This window comes from Devosia sp. Root436, from assembly GCF_001426345.1.
Classification (GTDB): Bacteria; Pseudomonadota; Alphaproteobacteria; order Rhizobiales; family Devosiaceae; genus Devosia.
The window spans coordinates 178,929-195,951 of record NZ_LMEM01000011.1 but is presented as its reverse complement, the minus strand read 5'-3'; the positions used below and the strand labels follow the sequence as shown (position 1 = coordinate 195,951).

20 protein-coding genes are annotated in these 17,023 nt (G+C 64.8%); 17 read left to right on the top strand and 3 right to left on the bottom strand.

What is annotated here, in order from left to right:
- The first annotated feature begins 2 nt into the window (after positions 1-2).
- The 7 genes from ccoO to ccoS are packed head-to-tail and all read left to right on the top strand — an operon-like array spanning position 3 to position 5,231.
- Entirely contained in the window at positions 3-731 is a 729-nt protein-coding gene (gene ccoO / locus ASD04_RS12055; protein ID WP_056257101.1) for a cytochrome-c oxidase, cbb3-type subunit II, read from the top strand.
- Positions 731-907 carry a cbb3-type cytochrome c oxidase subunit 3 gene (locus ASD04_RS19170; protein ID WP_082531173.1) on the top strand — a complete coding sequence of 59 codons (177 nt, stop codon included), beginning with the start codon at positions 731-733 and terminating at the stop codon, positions 905-907. Before ccoO ends, ASD04_RS19170 begins: the two co-directional genes overlap by 1 nt.
- Positions 895-1,779: a cytochrome-c oxidase, cbb3-type subunit III gene (ccoP, locus tag ASD04_RS12050; protein WP_056257099.1), complete on the top strand. Its 885-nt coding sequence runs from the start codon at positions 895-897 to the stop codon at positions 1,777-1,779. Before ASD04_RS19170 ends, ccoP begins: the two co-directional genes overlap by 13 nt.
- The gene (locus tag ASD04_RS12045) at positions 1,776-1,991 is read left to right on the top strand and encodes a hypothetical protein (protein WP_056257096.1); all 216 of its coding nucleotides are present in this window, start codon (positions 1,776-1,778) and stop codon (positions 1,989-1,991) included. Before ccoP ends, ASD04_RS12045 begins: the two co-directional genes overlap by 4 nt.
- 19 nt (positions 1,992-2,010) lie before the next feature.
- Positions 2,011-2,808, top strand: coding sequence for a DUF2189 domain-containing protein (locus ASD04_RS12040; RefSeq protein WP_056257093.1), 798 nt, complete (start codon positions 2,011-2,013; stop codon positions 2,806-2,808).
- A 3-nt stretch (positions 2,809-2,811) separates the two neighbouring features.
- Complete coding sequence (locus ASD04_RS12035; protein WP_056257090.1) at positions 2,812-5,061, top strand: heavy metal translocating P-type ATPase; 2,250 nt, start codon at positions 2,812-2,814, stop codon at positions 5,059-5,061.
- A complete protein-coding gene (ccoS, locus tag ASD04_RS19165) occupies positions 5,058-5,231 on the top strand; it encodes a cbb3-type cytochrome oxidase assembly protein CcoS (protein WP_082531172.1) in 174 nt (57 codons plus the stop codon). The genes ASD04_RS12035 and ccoS overlap by 4 nt, the downstream gene beginning before the upstream one ends.
- Here the strand turns inward: ccoS and ASD04_RS12030 are convergent.
- Positions 5,228-5,683 carry a hypothetical protein gene (locus tag ASD04_RS12030; RefSeq protein WP_056257088.1) on the bottom strand — a complete coding sequence of 152 codons (456 nt, stop codon included), beginning with the start codon at positions 5,681-5,683 and terminating at the stop codon, positions 5,228-5,230. The genes ccoS and ASD04_RS12030 overlap by 4 nt on opposite strands.
- Positions 5,684-5,845: 162 nt before the next feature.
- Here ASD04_RS12030 and ASD04_RS12025 point away from each other — a divergent pair, with 162 nt between their 5' ends.
- The 3 genes from ASD04_RS12025 to hemN are packed head-to-tail and all read left to right on the top strand — an operon-like array spanning position 5,846 to position 8,291.
- Entirely contained in the window at positions 5,846-6,265 is a 420-nt protein-coding gene (locus ASD04_RS12025; protein ID WP_056257085.1) for a hemerythrin domain-containing protein, read from the top strand.
- Positions 6,262-6,948 carry an NnrU family protein gene (locus ASD04_RS12020; RefSeq protein WP_056257083.1) on the top strand — a complete coding sequence of 229 codons (687 nt, stop codon included), beginning with the start codon at positions 6,262-6,264 and terminating at the stop codon, positions 6,946-6,948. Before ASD04_RS12025 ends, ASD04_RS12020 begins: the two co-directional genes overlap by 4 nt.
- Positions 6,945-8,291, top strand: a complete 1,347-nt coding sequence (gene hemN / locus ASD04_RS12015; RefSeq protein ID WP_056257080.1) for an oxygen-independent coproporphyrinogen III oxidase — start codon at positions 6,945-6,947, stop codon at positions 8,289-8,291. Before ASD04_RS12020 ends, hemN begins: the two co-directional genes overlap by 4 nt.
- Here the strand turns inward: hemN and ASD04_RS12010 are convergent.
- Both ASD04_RS12010 and ASD04_RS12005 read right to left on the bottom strand, forming a co-directional pair.
- On the bottom strand, positions 8,288-8,854 hold the full coding sequence (locus ASD04_RS12010; protein WP_056257077.1) for a UbiX family flavin prenyltransferase: 567 nt from the start codon (positions 8,852-8,854) through the stop codon (positions 8,288-8,290). The two genes, hemN and ASD04_RS12010, sit on opposite strands and share 4 nt — an antisense overlap.
- Complete coding sequence (locus ASD04_RS12005) at positions 8,851-10,359, bottom strand: UbiD family decarboxylase (RefSeq protein ID WP_056257074.1); 1,509 nt, start codon at positions 10,357-10,359, stop codon at positions 8,851-8,853. The genes ASD04_RS12010 and ASD04_RS12005 overlap by 4 nt, the downstream gene beginning before the upstream one ends.
- Before the next feature lie 105 nt (positions 10,360-10,464).
- On the opposite strand from ASD04_RS12005, the gene ASD04_RS12000 reads away from it, so the two are divergent.
- From ASD04_RS12000 to ASD04_RS11970, 7 genes are all read left to right on the top strand, one after another.
- Positions 10,465-10,959 carry an SCP2 sterol-binding domain-containing protein gene (locus ASD04_RS12000; RefSeq protein ID WP_056257071.1) on the top strand — a complete coding sequence of 165 codons (495 nt, stop codon included), beginning with the start codon at positions 10,465-10,467 and terminating at the stop codon, positions 10,957-10,959.
- Between the two features lie 3 nt (positions 10,960-10,962).
- Entirely contained in the window at positions 10,963-11,940 is a 978-nt protein-coding gene (locus ASD04_RS11995) for a peptidase U32 family protein (RefSeq protein ID WP_056257069.1), read from the top strand.
- 5 nt (positions 11,941-11,945) lie between these two features.
- Positions 11,946-12,872, top strand: coding sequence for a U32 family peptidase (locus tag ASD04_RS11990; protein ID WP_056257586.1), 927 nt, complete (start codon positions 11,946-11,948; stop codon positions 12,870-12,872).
- Complete coding sequence (locus ASD04_RS11985; protein WP_056257066.1) at positions 12,869-13,243, top strand: hypothetical protein; 375 nt, start codon at positions 12,869-12,871, stop codon at positions 13,241-13,243. The genes ASD04_RS11990 and ASD04_RS11985 overlap by 4 nt, the downstream gene beginning before the upstream one ends.
- A 327-nt stretch (positions 13,244-13,570) precedes the next feature.
- Positions 13,571-14,761 carry an acyl-CoA dehydrogenase gene (locus ASD04_RS11980; RefSeq protein WP_056257063.1) on the top strand — a complete coding sequence of 397 codons (1,191 nt, stop codon included), beginning with the start codon at positions 13,571-13,573 and terminating at the stop codon, positions 14,759-14,761.
- A gap of 259 nt (positions 14,762-15,020) precedes the next feature.
- On the top strand, positions 15,021-15,482 hold the full coding sequence (locus ASD04_RS11975) for a tripartite tricarboxylate transporter TctB family protein (protein ID WP_162245127.1): 462 nt from the start codon (positions 15,021-15,023) through the stop codon (positions 15,480-15,482).
- Positions 15,482-16,990 (top strand): tripartite tricarboxylate transporter permease, encoded by a 1,509-nt coding sequence (locus ASD04_RS11970; protein WP_056257059.1) that lies wholly within the window; start codon positions 15,482-15,484, stop codon positions 16,988-16,990. Before ASD04_RS11975 ends, ASD04_RS11970 begins: the two co-directional genes overlap by 1 nt.
- Positions 16,991-17,023: the final 33 nt, after the last annotated feature.

Sequence of the window (17,023 nt, the reverse complement as noted above, 5' to 3'; positions counted from 1 at the left end):
CCATGTTCGGCCTACACTATAACCTCGAACGCAGCGCGGTCGGCCTTGTCGCCTTCATCGTGCTGGTCGCCTCGATCGGCGGCCTGATCGAGATCGCGCCGCTCTTCACCATCAACGAGACCGTGGAAGAAGCGCCCGACATGCGCGTCTACACCCCGCTCGAAGTGGCCGGGCGCAACATCTATATCCGCGAAGGCTGCTATGCCTGCCACAGCCAGATGATCCGCACGCTGCGCGACGAAGTGGAGCGCTACGGGCCCTACTCGCTGGCGGTGGAGTCGAGCTACGATCATCCCCAGCTCTGGGGCTCCAAGCGCACCGGACCGGACCTGGCGCGGCTGGGCAACAAGTATTCGGACGCCTGGCACACGATCCACCTCAACAATCCGCGCGACGTCGTGCCGGAATCCAAGATGCCCGCCTATCGCTGGCTGCTGCGCGAGCAGCTCCATACGGACGATCTTGGCGAACACCTGGCGGCCCTGCGCGCTGTTGGCGTGCCCTATACCGACGAGCAGATCGCCAATGCGCCGCTCGACGCCTATGGCCAGGCCAACCCGGACAGTGCCGCCGCCGGCGGCGTGGCCGAGCGCTATGGCGACGCCACCAATATCCGCCTGTTCGACGGCGAGGCGACACGCCTTACCGACATGGATGCGCTGGTTGCCTATCTCCAGGTGCTCGGCAACCTGACCGACGCCGCCCATCAACCCCAGCCGGAGGCCGAATAATGCCATTCGACCACGACACCGTCGTCGGCTTTTCCAAGTCGTTCGGCCTGTTCTATCTCGTCGCGCTCAGCGTGATCGCTTTGGTCTGGACCTATTGGCCATCCAACAAAAAGGGCTTTGACGAAGCCGCCAAGCTCCCCGTGCTCGAAGAGGAGGACCGGCCATGGCGGGGTTGATCGAACGCGACAAGGTCTCGGGGCAGACCACCACCGGCCATGAATGGAACGGCATCAAGGAACTCAATACCCCGGTTCCGCGCCTGCTCTGGGCCTTCCTCATCACGGCAACCATCTTTTCCGTCACCTGGACGGTGCTCATGCCGAGCTGGCCGGGCATCAATGGCTATTTCCGGGGCTTGTTGGGCGTGGACCAGCGCGTGGCCGTGACGCGGAGCGTGACCGAGGCCGCCGCCGAACGGGAAAGCTGGACCAGTCGCATCGACAGCGAGGACTTTGCCACGATCCAGGCCGACACGGAACTGATGGCCATTGTCCGCGAAACCGGCGCGGCCCTGTTCGGCGACAATTGCGCCGCCTGCCACGGCACCAATGCCCGCGGCACACCGGGTTTCCCCAACCTCGTCGCCGCCCCCACCATGTGGGGGGATGATCCCGAAACCGTGGCGGAGACCATCCGCGTCGGCATCAATGGTACGAGCCCGGAAACGCGCTATGCCCAGATGCTGGCCTTTGGCCGCGACCATATGCTGGAACGGGCCGATATCGACGCCGTGGTGAGCTATGTCGAAACCCTGTCGCAGCCCGAACTGGCCGCCGGCATGGACGCCGATACCCTGGCCTATGGCGCCGAAGTCTTCGCGGCCAATTGCGCCGGCTGCCACGGCGAGGATGCCAGGGGCATGACCGAGACCGGCGCGCCCAACCTGACCGACCAGTACTGGACCTATGGCGGCGACCGCGCCACCATCCGCCACTCGGTCTATTATGGCCGCGCCGGCACCATGCCGTCATGGGAAGGGCGCCTGTCGCCCACCCATATCAAGCTGCTGACGCTCTATGTTCTCGACCTGCGGGCCAACGAACAATGAGCACATCTGCGGCCACCCACGACAGCGATGACCGGCGCCGGCGCAGTACGCGCCGCGTGCTGGTCATCGCCGCGCTGGTGATCGTCGGCGTCCTGCTGGCCGCCAATGCCCACCTTGTCTATGTCGCCTTCTCCTCGCAGCCCGACTGCGTGACCCATCTCAAGGGCGAAGGCGAACACGGCACCTACCGCGCCGCCAAATCGGCCTGCTGATCAACAAAGGGAACCGCCCATGGCCAAGACGCTGCACCCTATTCCCGCCCATGTGGCGCCCCTGCCCAAGGCGGTCGACCACAACCGGCACCTGCCCGCCAGCGTCGCTTTCCGCTGGCTGGCTTTGGGCTGGCGCGACCTGTGGACCACGCCCATGCCCAGCCTGCTCTATGGACTGGGCGTGGCTTTGCTCTCCCTGCTGGTCATCGCCGCCATGGTCAATTTCGGCTGGGCGCAGATCCTGTTCCCCGCCCTGTCGGGGTTCCTCGTGGTCGGTCCGCTGCTGGCCACCGGCCTCTACGAAAAGAGCCGGCGGCTGGAAGCGGGCGAGCCGGTATCGCTCTGGCGCATGCTGTTTCCCGGCCGCGGCGCGGGCACGCATCTGCTGTTTGTCGGCGCCATCCTGCTGACGTTGATGCTGGTCTGGATGCGCGCCGCCGTGCTGCTCTATGCGCTCTTCTTCGGCTGGCGGCCTTTCCCCGGCTTCGACAATATCGTCGCCATGCTCTTCACCACGCCTGTCGGCCTGACCATGCTGGTCACCGGCACGGCGATTGGCGGGCTGTTTGCCGCCTTCTCCTTCGCCATCAGCGCCTTTTCCATTCCCATGCTGCTCGACAAGAAGCTCGACGCATTCTCGGCCATGGCCATGTCCATGTCGCTGGTATGGAACAACCTGCCCGCCGCCCTGCTCTGGGGCGCCATCATCCTGCTGCTGACGCTGCTCAGCCTCGGGACGGCCTTGATCGGGCTCATCATCATCTTCCCGCTGCTCGGCCACGCGACCTGGCATGCCTATGCGGCGGTGCGGGACTAGATCATGAGTTGCTGCCTGCCCCCGCCGGAATTCATCGAGGCCGCCGCCGGCCCGATCCGGCGCGGCCCGTCGGATGACGAAATCCGCCTGGCCAGCCGCGATATCGGCCAGGGCATGCGCCAGACCGACCTGTCAGTACCATCAGTGCATTGCGGCGGCTGCATCCAGACGATCGAAAAGGCGCTGAATGCCCTCGAAGGCGTGAGCTCGGCGCGGGTGAACCTGTCCACCAAGCGGGTCGCCATTCGCTGGCCCGACGGCGGAACGCCGCCGGCCATGGTCGAGGCGCTGGTCGGGTTGGGCTATGAGCCCCATCTCTACGAGACCGAGGACAGCCAGAAAGATCGCACCCTGCCAGGCTTGATCCGGGCATTGGCCGTGGCCGCCTTTGCCTCGATGAATATCATGATGCTGTCCGGCTCGGTCTGGTCGGGCGCCGATGGCGCGGCGCGCGATATCCTGCACTGGATCTGCGCCGGATTGACCCTGCCTGCCCTGCTCTATTCAGGCCGCGTCTTCTATCGCTCGGCCTGGAATGCCGTCCGTCATGGCCGCACCAACATGGATGTGCCGATCACCATCGGTATCGCCCTGGCCTTTGCACTCAGTCTCTATGACACGATCCATTCGGGGCGCGAGGTCTACTACGACGCGACCGTGTCGCTGATCTTCTTCCTGCTGATCGGGCGTACGCTGGATCATGTGATGCGCGAACGCGCTCGCACCGCGGTCAAGGGCCTCGCCCGCCTTGCGCCGCGCGGCGCGCTGGTGCTCGGCGACAATGGCGCCCCGGAATACCTGCCTTTGCGGGAGATCGTGCCCGGCATGACCATTCTTCTGGCGGCTGGCGAACGCGTGCCGGTCGATGCCGTGGTGCTGACCGGCGCATCCGACCTGGACCGGAGCCTGATCAGCGGCGAAAGCCTGCCGGTAGCTGCCGAAGTGGGCACAAGGCTCGAAGCCGGCGTGCTGAACCTCACCGGGCCGATCACCATCCGCGCCGCGGCGGGCGAGCAGGATTCGACGCTGGCGCAGATGGTTCGGCTGATGGAAGTGGCTGAAAGCGGCCGCAACCGCTATCGCCGCATCGCCGACCGCGCCGCCGAACTCTATTCGCCCGTGGTGCATCTGGCGGCCTTCGCGGCATTCCTTTTCTGGATGGCGTTCAACGGCGACCTGCATAATGCCGTGACCGTAGCCATTGCCGTGCTCATCATCACCTGCCCCTGCGCGCTGGGGCTCGCGGTGCCCATGGTGCAGGTCGTGGCGGCGCGGCGACTGTTCGATGCCGGCATCATGGTCAAGGACGGCTCGGCGCTGGAACGGCTGGCCGAGGTGGACAGCGTGGTCTTCGACAAGACCGGGACGCTGACCCTGGGCGCGCCGCAACTGCTGGACCTGGGCGATATCGCGCCCGGAGTGCTGGCACAGGCGGCGGCGCTGGCCGCCCATTCGCGCCACCCTTATTCGCAGGCAATCACCAGAGCCGGCGCGGGTCCGGGCGCCATGCCGGCCTTTGCTGACATCAACGAATTGCCCGGCTTCGGCGTCGAGGCCCTGCTGGACGGTGACCGCTATCGCCTCGGGCGCGCCGACTGGGCTTTGTCGGATGCGGCCTACGCTGGCACCGTGCTGAGCCGCAATGGCGTGGAACTGGCCCGCTTCACCTTTGCCGACGGCCTGCGGGCGGGTGCGCGCAGCGCCGTCTCTGCCCTGCGCGAAGCCGGACTATCGGTCGAGATCGTCTCGGGCGACACCAGCGCGGCTGTCGCGGCGGTGGCAGACGAGCTGCATATCGGGGCCAGAGCCGGCGGCGTGCTGCCGGGCGGCAAGGCCGAGCGCATCGCCACCCTGCGGGCAGAGGGTCGCAAGACACTCATGGTGGGCGACGGGCTCAACGACGCCCCTGCTTTGATGGCGGCCCATGTTTCCATGGCGCCGTCAGGCGCCGCCGATGTGGGGCGCAGCGCCGCCGATTTCGTCTTCCTGCACGACGATCTTTCGGCCGTGCCGCTGGCACTGGCCGTGGCCCGCGATGCCGGCAGGCTGGTGCGGCAGAATTTTGCACTCTCGGCGCTCTACAACGCCATTGCCCTGCCCATCGCCATTGCCGGCTATGTCAATCCGTTCATTGCCGCCATCGCCATGTCGCTGTCGTCCATCGTCGTCGTGCTGAATGCCTTGCGGCTCGGTTGGGGTGGTTATCGCTTCTATCGCTGGCCGCTGCACCAGGCTGCGGTGGTGCGGCCATGAGCGACTTTTTCTACCTGATCCCCATTTCGATTGTCCTGGGCGCCATTGGGCTCGTTGTGTTCCTCTGGACGCTGCGGGATGGGCAATATGACGATCTCGACGGCGCTGCCGAACGGATTCTCTATGATGATGACAAGCCGCGCCGCGACCAGCAGAAGGGCAAGCCCTAGATACCGCTCATCAGTGCGCCGGCGGCCAGCCGCGACTGGACCTTGAGCAGGAGCCGCTGGCGCATCACGCCATCATAGATGACTACGTCTTTGAGCAGGCGCGCCAACGCATCGCTGACTTCCGCCACCACGGCGGCGCTATGCAGTGGCAGGACGACCAAGGCGCAATCGAGCAGGATATCGGCTAGCCCGTCGATCGTAGCGCCATCGAGCGTGCGGATGGATTTGGCCAGCCAGTCGCCATCCACGTTGGGGCGTCTCTCCAGAAACAGCGTGGCCTGCAGGAAGGATGAGGCCGCCGCTTCTGCCTCTTCCCAGCGATTGCCCACCAGCCGGTCCATGGCCGGGCGCAGGTCCGGATTGCGCCTCACCCGCTCGCTGAACTCGGCGATCAGCGCGGCGAGATCGGCTTCGTCGAAATAAACGGAGGGGGCGAAGGGTGGAAAGGGCATGGATGGCGACGTCTCGGCTGGCTTCCGGGATGGCACACTCTAGCGCGCCAAACCACCGTGAAGTTGATCGGGGTCAAACGCCGCTGCTTTTGTCCTGTTATTGTGGCCTGATGACAGGCGGCGGGGGGCTGGATCATGGTGCCGCATGGAAGGACAGGACAGTTGGAGCAGAATTATCGAAGCCTGCTCGACCTTTGCGATGCGCTGGAGGCGATTGCCGACAGCTTGCCCTATCCCGACGCGCGCCTGTGCCTGGCGACGGCCAATGCACTCGAAGCGCTGGTCGAGGATACCCATGAGCTGGAGGAAGATGTGCTGTTTCGCATTCTCGTGGCATCGCGCCGCCCGGAACTGGATCGGACCATGGCGCGGCTGCGGCGGGAGCATCTTTCCGACAGCGATACGGCGGGCGAGGTGAGCGAGGCGCTGCAGAGCTTCGTCGCGGGCCACTCGACGCTGTCGCCAGACGCAGTAGGCTATCTGCTGCGGTCCTTTTTCGGCGGCATGCGCCGGCATGTGCATGGCGAAATCGAACTGCTTCGGTTGTTCCAGCCTGATGCGGAAGGAAAGAGCATCAATTGACCCAGTTCCTCCTCGCGCTGGCTCTGTTTTTGGCGCTGCACATGGTGCCCGCCATTCCCGCCCTGCGGGCGCGGCTGGTCGCGGCGATGGGGCGGCGGGCCTACCTCGTCGTCTATTCGCTCGTTTCGCTTCTGACTCTGGCCTGGCTGTTCCATGCGGCGTTGCAGCTCGATTTCGTGCCCCTCTGGGACCCGGCGCCCTGGCAGGCCTGGTTCCCGCTCGTGCTGACGCCCATCGCGCTGGTGCTGCTGCTGGCTGGGCTGGTGAGCCCCAATCCGGCCTCGATCACCCTGCGCAAGCCGGATCTCAGGCCGGGCGCCATCACGACCGTGACCCGCCATCCGGTGCTGTGGGGCTTTGCCCTGTGGGCCGGCAGCCATCTCGTGCCCAATGGCGACCTGCGAAGCCTGTTGCTGTTCGGCGCATTGCTGGCTTTTGCCCTGCTCGGCATGGTCATTACCGATCGGCGCGCGCGCCGAAGGCTGGGCGCACAATGGGCAAAAGTTGAACGCACGACATCGGTCCTGCCCTTCGCTGCAGCTCTGGCGGGCCGGACGAGGTTGCGCTTCGACGCGGCGCTGGTCATGGCCCTTCTCATCGGCTCCACGCTCACCGCCTGGCTGTTGCTGGGCGGGCATGCCGTGCTGTTCGGGGCCGATCCACTGGCCATGGCGACACCATGAACCCCGATCTGATCGAGCGCTATTCGGCCCCGGTGCCGCGCTATACCAGCTATCCCACCGCGCCGCATTTCCACGCCGGCATCACGCCCGAAACCTATGCGCACTGGCTGGGTGACGTGCCGGAAGACGCGACCATTTCGCTTTATCTCCACGTCCCCTATTGCGACCGGCTCTGCTGGTTCTGCGGCTGCCATACCAAGCATACGCTCCGCTATGAACCCATCGCGCAATACCTGCTGGCGCTTTATGCCGAGATCGATTGGGTATCGGCACGGCTCGGCGGGCGCGGCAGGGTGACGGCCATCCATCTCGGTGGCGGGTCGCCCACCATGCTGTCGTCGGCTGATATGGCGGCGCTCAAGGCCAGGCTGGCGGAGCGCTTCGCCGTCTCTGGCGATGCCGAGATCAGCATCGAGATCGACCCCAATGATCTGGGCGAAGACCGCTTCGACGCCATGGCCGATTTCGGGCTGACGCGGGCCAGCGTGGGCGTGCAGGATTTCGATCCGCGCGTTCAGAAGGCTATCAACCGCATCCAGACTTTCGAGCAGACTCAACATGTTATCGACCAGGTGCGGGCGCGGGGCGTGCATTCCGTTAATGTCGACGTGCTCTATGGCCTGCCCTACCAGACGCTTGAAAGCATCGAGGCGACCACGAGGCAGGTGCTGTCGCTCAACCCCGACCGCACGGCGCTGTTCGGCTACGCCCATGTGCCATGGATGAAGAAGCACCAGCAGATGATCCCCGACGCGGCCTTGCCTGATATTCACGCGCGCTTTGCGCAGTCCCAGCTTGCGGCCAGCCTGCTCGATTCCTGTGGCTTGCATCCTGTTGGCTTCGATCATTTCGCGCGGGAAAGCGACAGCCTCGCTATGGCGGACCGGACCGGAAGGCTGCGGCGCAATTTTCAGGGCTATACCGATGACCGCGCTGACCTGCTGATCGGACTGGGCGCCTCGGCCATCGGGCAATTGCCGCAGGGCTATGTGCAGAACATCACGCCCACAGGCGAATACCAGAAGGCGGTGCTGGCCGGGGGTGGCGCCACGACGCGCGGCTTTGCCCTCACGCCAACTGACCGGCTGCATGGCTTTGCCATCGAGGCCCTGCTGTGCCGCTTCGCACTGAGGCGGCCGGAGCTATCCGGCTTTGGTGCGGCGGGCGCGGCGCTGTTCGAGACGGCGCGCGCCATCGCGGCGGCGGATGAGGATGGTTTGACCATGGCCGATGCGGAGTGTTTCGGCGTGACCCGGCGCGGACGGCCCTTCGTGCGGGCCATTGCAGCCAAGTTCGACACCTATCTGGCGCAAGGCGCGGCGCGGCACTCGCTGGCCGTCTAGCCCTGCCATTCCCGCGCCAGCGGGGCATAGGGCAGGTCGAGCAGGTCTATAGCACGGGCGGCGAGCTGGTCGACGATATCGGCGACGCTGGCGGGACGATGGTAGAAGGCCGGCACCGGCGGCATGACCACGGCGCCCATTTCGGTAACGGCAACCATATTGCGCAGATGACCCAGATGCAGCGGCGTTTCGCGCGCCAGCAGCACCAGCCGGCGCCGCTCCTTGAGATGCACATCGGCCGCGCGAATGATGAGGTTGTCGGCCAAGCCGGCGGCAATGGCGGCCAGCGAGTGCATCGAGCAGGGCACGACCAGCATGCCGGCCGAACCGAAGGAGCCGCTGGCTATCGTCGCCCCGATATCGTTGATCGGATGAACCACATGCGCCAGCGCCCGGAGCCTGGTGGCGGCATCGGGCCCCACTTCATGCGCCAGAGTCCGCTCGGCCGCCTGCGATAGTACAAGGTGAATTTCGACATCGGGCAGCGCCCGCAGAAGCTGGGCAGCCCGCAACCCGATGGCGGCGCCGGACGCCCCGGTCATGGCAAGGATTATGCGCGTCATGGCAGGCCCAGCTCGTGCCAGATGACATCGACCCGTGCCGTCACGTCAGGCGTCATGGCGAGCACTCGGCCCCAGTCACGGCTGGTTTCCGGGCCCAGCTTGTGGGTGGCATCAAGCCCCAGCTTGCCGCCCAGGCCCGGGCTGGGCGAGGCGAAATCGAGGTAGTCGATGGGCGTATCGGGCACGACGACCAGGTCCCGCGGCGCATCGAACCGGGTCGCCAGCGCCCACATGACGTCTTCCCACTTGCGGATATCTATATCGCCATCCACCACGATGATGAGCTTGGTATAGCTGAACTGCGGCAGCATGGACCACAGGCCCAGCATCAGCCGCCGCGCCTGGCCGGGATAGCGCTTGTCGATGGAAACGACCATGGCGCGATAGGAACAGGCCTCGGGCGGCAACCAGAGATCGATGATTTCGGGGAATTGCCGCCGCGCCAGCGGCGCGAAGAGCGGCGTCATTGCCTCGCCCAGGCGCGACGGTTCATCGGGCGGTCGCCCGGTATAGGTCGATAGATAGATGGGCTTGTCGTGCATGGTGATGGCGCTGAGCGTCATCACTGGAAAGGGCTCGACGCTGTTGTAGTAGCCGGTGTGATCGCCATAGGGCCCCTCAGGCGCGGTCTCGGTTGCCGAGACATGGCCTTCGAGCACGATTTCGGCATGGGCCGGCACCGGCAGCGGCACAGTCTTGCCGGTAGCAACCTCGGTGCGGCGGCGGCGCAGCAGGCCGGCAAAGCCCAGTTCGCTCATGCCCTCGGGCAAAGGCATGACCGCGGCGAGAATGGTGGCCGGGTCAGCGCCGATGGCCACGGCCACCGGCATGTCGCGCCCGAGCTTCTGCCACATGCGATGGTGCCGCGCCCCGCCGCGATGGGCCAGCCAGCGCATGATGACGCGGTTGGGCCCGAGCACCTGCATGCGGTAGATGCCGACATTGATGTCCTGGGGGTCGTCGGGAGCGCAGGTGATGACCAGCGGCCAGGTGATGAGCGGCGCCGGCTCGCCCGGCCAGCACCACTGGATGGGCAGGCGACCGAGATCCACGGCATCGCCGGTCAGCACCCGGCTCTGGCTGGGGGCGCGATCGACCTGCCGCAGCCGCATGTTGAGCGCGCCGGACAGCAGCGAGCGCTGCTGCCAGGCCTGTTTCAGGCCGCGCGGCGGGCGAGGATGGCGCAGGTCGGCCAGCGCCTCGCCCAGTTCGGGCATGGCATCGGGCGCAGTACTCATGCCCCAGGCGATGCGTTCCTGCGTGCCGAAGAGATTGACCAGCATGGGCATCTCGCTCGCGCGCCCTTCTGCGTCCACCGGCTGCTCGATCAGCAGAGCCGGGCCGCCGGCCAGCAGCACGCGGCGGTGGATTTCAGTGACGTCATGGACGAGGCTCACCGGTCTTTTGATCCGATGCAGCCGGCCGCGCCGCTCGAGCACATCGAGGAAGCCGCGCAGGTCAATGGCAGGCGGGAAGGCGCTTTCGGGCAGGAGGGCTTTGCTCATGCGCGCGACGATAGGGATGCCGTGCGCCCGGTCCTTGCGCCAGCGCAAAGTATTGGTGGCCGGGGCGGCCTAGCTTGAGCATGTCGCAACCTGCCGGAGGCCCGGATGATACTGCCCAAAGCCATTTCGCAGCCGATCAGCCGCCTGCCTTTGCCTGTCATCCAGCAGGGCGCGCGCCTGGTGTTCAACCAGATGCTGCGCCAGCATCCGACCCTGTTCGACCGGCTCGGCAATCACGCGACCAAAAGCTTCCGCTTCACGCCCGCCGATCTCGACCTGACCTTCCTTATCGTGCCGGCGGGGCGCAGCATCACCGTGTCGCGCAAATCCGCCCGCATGCATGCCGATGCCTCGGCGGGTGGGCCACTGCTGACCCTGCTCGCCTTGCTGGAAGGGCGGATCGATGGCGATGCCATGTTCTTTGCCCGCAGCCTGTCCATATCAGGCGACATGGAGGCCATGCTGGCCTTGCGCAATGCGCTCGACGACAGCGGCTTCGACCTGCCGCGCGACCTGGGCAAGGCCGCCGGCCCCTTTGCGCCGCTGATCACGCGCCTGGCCGAAATGGTGCGGCAGCGCGCCTTGGTCGGGTTGGTGTAAGCCATGGAACTGATCTGCCCGGCCGGCACGCCCGCCGCCTTTCGTGAAGCCGTCGATGCCGGCGCCGATGCCGTCTATTGCGGCTTCCGCGACGAGACCAATGCGCGCAATTTCCCCGGCCTCAATTTCACCCGCGAGGAACTGGGCGCGTCAATTGCCTATGGCAAGGCAAGGAACGTCCAGACCTATGTGGCGCTCAACACCTTCATGCGGGCCGGTGCGGAACAGCTCTGGTACACGGCAGCCGATAATGCCGTGCTTCTGGGCGCCGATGCGCTGATCGTCGCCGACCTGGCGCTGATGGCCTATATCGCTGAGTCCCATCCGCAACAGCGCCTGCATGTCTCGGTGCAGGCCTCGGCCTCCAATGCCGATGCCATCAATTTCCTGGTGCAGACCTTCGGCGCCAAGCGCCTGGTGCTGCCGCGCGTGCTGACGGTCGGCGATATCGCCGCGCTGGCGCCCAAGGTGGCCTGCGAGCTGGAAGTCTTCGCCTTTGGCGGGCTCTGCGTTATGGCCGAGGGGCGCTGCTCGCTCTCATCCTATGCCACAGGCCTGTCGCCCAACATGCAGGGCGTCTGCTCGCCGGCCAGCCATGTGCGCTATCGCGAGGATGGGGAGGAGATGGTGTCCGAACTGGGTGGTTATACGATCAACCGTTTCGGCGCCGACGAGCCGGCCGGCTATCCGACGCTGTGCAAGGGCCGGTTCCACATTGCCAATGACGAGGGCTATGCTTTCGAGGACCCGGTGAGCCTGGATGTCATGGAGCATCTGGATGCCCTGCGCGATGCCGGCGTCACCGCGCTCAAGATCGAAGGGCGTCAGCGCGGCAAGGCCTATGTGGCCGAAGTCGTTTCGCGGCTGCGCCAGGCGCTGGCCGCCACGCCCGAACAGCGCCCGGCTCTGCTCGCCCATCTCCGCCGCCTCAGCGAAGGGCAGCGGACCACGGCGGGCGCCTACGAAAAGAAGTGGCGGTGATCCCGATGGCTGGGAGGACCCTCCGGATCACCCTCGGTCCCGTCCCCTATCTGTGGGACGGCGAGGCATGGCGCGACTTCTACTTCCGCATCGCCGACTGCGCATGGCTTGATGCGGTAACTCTGGGTGAAGTGGTTTGCTCCAAGCGCATCCACTTCACCCAGCCTTTTATCGACGCCGTCGCCAACCGCCTCGCCGATGCGGGCAAGCAGGTATCACTGGCCTCCATGGCCATGGTGACGCTGGAGCGCGAGGCCATGCTGACCCGGAAGCTGGTCGAGGCCAGCCCATGGCCGGTTGAAGCCAATGACCTGTCGGCGCTGGGGCTCCTGTCCGGCAAGCCGCACCTCGTCGGTCCTTTCGTCAATGTCTATAACGGCGCCACCGCCCGGATGCTGGCCAGCCGCGGCGCTACGCGGATATGCCTGGGCCCCGAATTGCCGCTCGCTTCGGTCTCCGAAATCATCGCCGCTTCACCAGGCACCGATTTCGAGGTCTTCGCCTTCGGGCGCCTGCCGCTGGCCATTTCGGCCCGTTGCGCCCATGCCCGCGCCAAGGGCAACAGCAAGGACAATTGCCAATTCGTCTGCCAGGACGACCCCGATGGGCTGGCGGTGGATACGCTCGATGGCCAATCCTTCCTGACGCTCAATGGCGTGCAGACCATGTCCCATACCTGCCAAGTGCTGCTGGCCGAACTGCCGGCCCTGCAGCAGGCGGGGGTAAGCCATATCCGCCTGTCGCCGCAGCATTGCGACATGGCTCAGGTGGCCGAGACCTTTGCCCATGTCCGCGACCTCAGGATCGATGCCTCGGAAGGTGAGGCGCGGCTGCGCGCCATCTATCCCGATGTGCCCCTTTCCAACGGCTTCCACTACGGCACGGCCGGCGCCGACTGGGTCCCGGCCGCGGCAGAACAGGTTTCAGCATGATTTATTATGGCCCGCCGCTCACCGTTGAAACCTCGGAAAATGCCGGGCAGCTCACCCGGCGCATCCGCAACCTGATCGGCACTGTCGCGCTCGATTGCGACTGCCGGCAACGCGTCAACGATGCCTTGCAGCGCTTCATGACGCAGGAGCAGCAGCGCCATGACCGGCAATGCCTGCTGGATGCACGCCGGCACAGGGCCTCCATCGCCGCATTGATAGACCTGCTCGGCGAGTTGGAGGATGTGAGCTGGCAGGAAGGCGACCGCAGCGTCTTTGCCGAGCTGGCGCATATCTTCGATGACATCGCCCGCATGGCCGCTTTGGGCTCGGCCGCCATGCAGATGATCTTTCATGATGGAGCCGTACCGTGAACGCTTTCGGTTTGTCTATCTGATTGCCGGCTGACTCGGGCTTGGCGGGCAGGAATCATCTATTGATTTCAATGAAATAGATGCTCGTCATTCTATTCTGACCGCCGCGCCAAATTTCTGATTTTCCAGCATGAACGGAGCCTTGTGGCGCTGCGACTTCCGCTTTTCAGGCGATGAGCCATCGCCGCTGAAGCGCCGCTGTGAGCTTCAGTCATCCCAAGCCAGTGTTTTATCGTTTGACGCGTGGCGCCCCTTTTCTCCCATCATGACACGCAATGGCGGTGCGGATCGGCGCTGCTTCGATATGGGTATGAAAGGAAGGCACAGGTGGATTTCGAGCTGTCGGACGACAACAGGATGATCCGGGATGTGGTTCAGCGCTATGTGCAGAACGAGTTGCTCCCGCTGGAGCCGATGATCCTGCGCCGCGAATCCGAGATTGCCGGGACGGCGCAGCCGCTGGTGCCGCCCGATGTGGAGGCGGACCTGCAGGAGAAGGCCAGGGCGCTGGGGCTGTGGGGCATCGATCTCCCCGAGGAATTCGGTGGCCAGGACCTGGGCGCCCTCACCAAGCTAACGGTGATCGAGCAATTGCGCTATTCGGTCGTGCCCCTGACCCTGGCGCCGGACAGCCCGAACCTGCATTTTCTCAAGGCCTGCTGCAAGGGCGGGCAGATCGAGCGCTACCTGATCCCCTATGGCAAGGGCGAGAAGAAGTCGTGCCTGGCGCTGACCGAGCCCGGCGCCGGCTCCGATATCGGCGGCATGAGCACAAGGGCCGAGCGCCGCAACGGCAAGTGGATACTCAATGGCGAAAAGATATTCATCAGCCATGTGATGAGCGCCGATTTCATGATCGTCATTGCTGTCACCGATCCGGACAAACGCCAGCGCGGCGGCGTGACGGCGTTTCTCGTCGACAAGAACACGCCCGGCGTGACCATCCCTTCATCCTATCCCACCATTGCCGGGGAATACCTGACCTTCGGCATTCACTTCGACAATGTCGAACTGGATGACGAGCAGGTGCTCGGTGAGGTCGGACAGGCCTTCATTCCGCTGCAGAACCGGCTCGGCATCCGCCGCATGGAAATCGCGGCAAAGGCACTGGGCGCCGCGCGCCGGTGCCTGGATATCATGCTCGACCATGCCAACAACCGGTCGACGTTCGGCCAGAAACTGGCCGAACGTCAGGCCGTGCAATGGTGGATCGCCGACAGCCACCAGGAAATGGAAATGTGCCGGCTGCTGGCCTACCGGCTGGGATGGCGCATCGATCGCGGCGAGACGGATGTGCGCCGCGAGGCATCCATGGTCAAGCTGCAGGCCAGCGAGATGATCGGGCGCGTGGCCGATCGCGCCGTGCAGCTGCTCGGCGGCATGGGGCTGAGCAAGGAATCGCCGATCGAATATATCTACCGCGCCTATCGGGTGCAGAGGATTGTCGAAGGCGCCAGCGAAATACACCGCTGGACCATCGCGCGCGACCTGCTGCGCCACGGGCAGCCGGCAGTTTAACGTCGATGAGAGACGGGCACTGGCAGGCATGACTAAATGTCATCCGACGCCCGTCAAATCATCCTTTTCCAGCATTTTTGGGCGGTGCTAGCCTTTTGTCGATGCGCAAAAGGCGCGTCAAACGTGAGAAGGTCTGAGAGAGCGACATTCACAGCCGCGGGCAGCATCAATAGGGCCACTGCGACCGGACGTCGTCTGTCAACAAGAGTTGTGAAAAGCACCAAGGATCATTTTCGCTCGATTTCTCAAGGAGGAGCATTTGAGCTGGATTTCAGGAATAGGTGACAAGAGGTCATTCACCGGAGGCGTTATCCTCCTGATCTATAGTGTCGGACTTGTTCTGTACGCTTTGGAGAATTACCAGCTCGGCACACCGTCTTATATGGGGCCGGGCATGTTCCCGGCTCTGGTGGGCAGCGTCCTTTCCCTGCTCGCCATATTCGTCATTTTCAACGCGGTCGGAAGCCGGGGCACCGATTTTCATATCGAGTGGCGATCCCTGCTTGCGGTGCTCGGGTCCGTGGGCGCGTTCGCGCTGCTCATCGAGCCTTTCGGCCTCATTCCCTCCATCGTGGTAATGACTGCCATATCGAGCTTTGCCGCGGAACGTCTGGGGCTTCGGGCGACCGCGCTGCTCGCCGTGGCGATTGCCGTCCTGACCGTCGGCATCTTCCATTATGGCCTCAAACTCCGCTTTGAAATTATCGCGTGGCCCTTCTGATGACCGATCTTTTTGGCAATGTGCTGCTTGGTCTCAGCACAGCCCTGACCCTGACCAATCTCACCTTCTGCCTCATCGGCGTGTTCCTGGGCACGCTGCTGGGCATGATCCCTGGCATCGGAACGCTGGTGGCCGTGTCGCTGCTGTTTCCCATGACCTACCACATGGATGCGACCTCGGCCCTCGTGATGCTGGCCGGCATCTATTATGGTACGGCCTATGGCGGCTCCATCGCTTCCATCCTGCTCAACCTGCCGGGCACGCCCGCCAACGCGGTGGCTTGTCTTGACGGTTATCCCATGTCGAACAATGGCCGGGCGGGCGTCGCCCTGTTCATGTCGGCCGCCGGCTCTTTCGTGGGGGGAAGCTTCGGCATCCTGCTCATGATGCTGTTCTCGCCGGTCATTGCCGAAAACGCGCTGCGGTTCGGCGCTGCCGAATTCTTCTCGCTCATGCTTATGGGCTTCGTGGTGGCCTCCACCATGTCGGAGGGTTCCACCGTGAAGGGGCTGGCCTCGGTGGTGCTGGGCGTCTCCTTCGGCCTGGTCGGCACCGACCTCAACAGCGGCATCTGGCGCTTCGGCTTCGGCGTGCTCGATCTCATGGATGGCATCAGCCTCGTTGCCCTGGCCATGGGCCTGTTCGGGGTCACCGAAATCGTGTTTGCCGCCTCGGCCAAGGACTCGGGCAAGACCGTGCAGGACGTTTCGCTGCGTTCGATGATTCCGACACGCGACGATATACGGCGCTCCTGGGGGCCGATGGCGCGCGGCTCGGGCATCGGCGCCTTTTTCGGTACGCTGCCCGGCACTGGCGGGCTGATTGCATCCTTCGTGGCCTATGCGGTGGAAAAGCGGGTTGCCAAGGAGCCGGAGCGTTTCGGCAAGGGCGCCATCGAAGGCGTCGTGGCCCCCGAAACGGCCAACAATGCCGCCGACCAGGCTGCGTTCATCCCCACCATGACCCTCGGCATTCCCGGCAGCGCCACCATGGCGATCATGCTGGGCGTGCTGATGATCAACGGCATCACCCCCGGACCGCTGCTTATCAAGGAACAGCCCGACCTGTTCTGGGGCCTGGTGATGAGCTTCTGGGTGGGCAACATCATGCTGCTGGTGCTCAACATCCCGCTGATCGGCCTGTGGGTCCGCATCCTCAAAATCCCGAGCAACCTGCTCTATCCGGCGGTTCTGGTCTTCGTCTGCATCGGCGTGTTCAGCGTGAACTACAGTCCCACCGATATCTGGCTCGTTCTGGTCTTCGCGGTGCTGGGCTATGTGCTGCGCATGCTCGATTTCCCGGTGGCCCCGTTGATCCTGGGCTTCGTGCTCGGGCCGATGCTGGAAGAGAATTTCCGCCGGGCCCTGCTGTTGTCCAATGGCAATCCGATGACCTTCTTCGATCGGCCGATCAGCGGCACGATCATGGTGATCTCGGCGGCTCTTCTGGTCTGGTCGATCTGGTCGGCGCTGCGCCGCCGCCGCCCGCAGCAACAGGCCGCGGCCTGACAGCAATGGGCGGCTCCTCGGGCCGCCCATTGC

Excerpts from the sequence above, each read along its gene's own strand:
- ASD04_RS11970 (WP_056257059.1), top strand. The coding sequence starts at position 15,482 with ATGACCGATCTTTTTGGCAATGTGCTGCTTGGTCTCAGCACAGCCCTG.
- hemN (WP_056257080.1), top strand. The coding sequence starts at position 6,945 with ATGAACCCCGATCTGATCGAGCGCTATTCGGCCCCGGTGCCGCGCTAT.
- ccoO (WP_056257101.1), top strand. The coding sequence starts at position 3 with ATGTTCGGCCTACACTATAACCTCGAACGCAGCGCGGTCGGCCTTGTC.
- ASD04_RS12035 (WP_056257090.1), top strand. The coding sequence starts at position 2,812 with ATGAGTTGCTGCCTGCCCCCGCCGGAATTCATCGAGGCCGCCGCCGGC.
- ASD04_RS12040 (WP_056257093.1), top strand. The coding sequence starts at position 2,011 with ATGGCCAAGACGCTGCACCCTATTCCCGCCCATGTGGCGCCCCTGCCC.
- ASD04_RS12030 (WP_056257088.1), bottom strand. The coding sequence starts at position 5,683 with ATGCCCTTTCCACCCTTCGCCCCCTCCGTTTATTTCGACGAAGCCGAT.
- ccoS (WP_082531172.1), top strand. The coding sequence starts at position 5,058 with ATGAGCGACTTTTTCTACCTGATCCCCATTTCGATTGTCCTGGGCGCC.
- ASD04_RS12005 (WP_056257074.1), bottom strand. The coding sequence starts at position 10,359 with ATGAGCAAAGCCCTCCTGCCCGAAAGCGCCTTCCCGCCTGCCATTGAC.
- ASD04_RS11995 (WP_056257069.1), top strand. The coding sequence starts at position 10,963 with ATGGAACTGATCTGCCCGGCCGGCACGCCCGCCGCCTTTCGTGAAGCC.
- ASD04_RS12000 (WP_056257071.1), top strand. The coding sequence starts at position 10,465 with ATGATACTGCCCAAAGCCATTTCGCAGCCGATCAGCCGCCTGCCTTTG.
- ASD04_RS12010 (WP_056257077.1), bottom strand. The coding sequence starts at position 8,854 with ATGACGCGCATAATCCTTGCCATGACCGGGGCGTCCGGCGCCGCCATC.
- ASD04_RS19170 (WP_082531173.1), top strand. The coding sequence starts at position 731 with ATGCCATTCGACCACGACACCGTCGTCGGCTTTTCCAAGTCGTTCGGC.
- ASD04_RS12045 (WP_056257096.1), top strand. The coding sequence starts at position 1,776 with ATGAGCACATCTGCGGCCACCCACGACAGCGATGACCGGCGCCGGCGC.
- ASD04_RS11990 (WP_056257586.1), top strand. The coding sequence starts at position 11,946 with ATGGCTGGGAGGACCCTCCGGATCACCCTCGGTCCCGTCCCCTATCTG.
- ASD04_RS11985 (WP_056257066.1), top strand. The coding sequence starts at position 12,869 with ATGATTTATTATGGCCCGCCGCTCACCGTTGAAACCTCGGAAAATGCC.
- ccoP (WP_056257099.1), top strand. The coding sequence starts at position 895 with ATGGCGGGGTTGATCGAACGCGACAAGGTCTCGGGGCAGACCACCACC.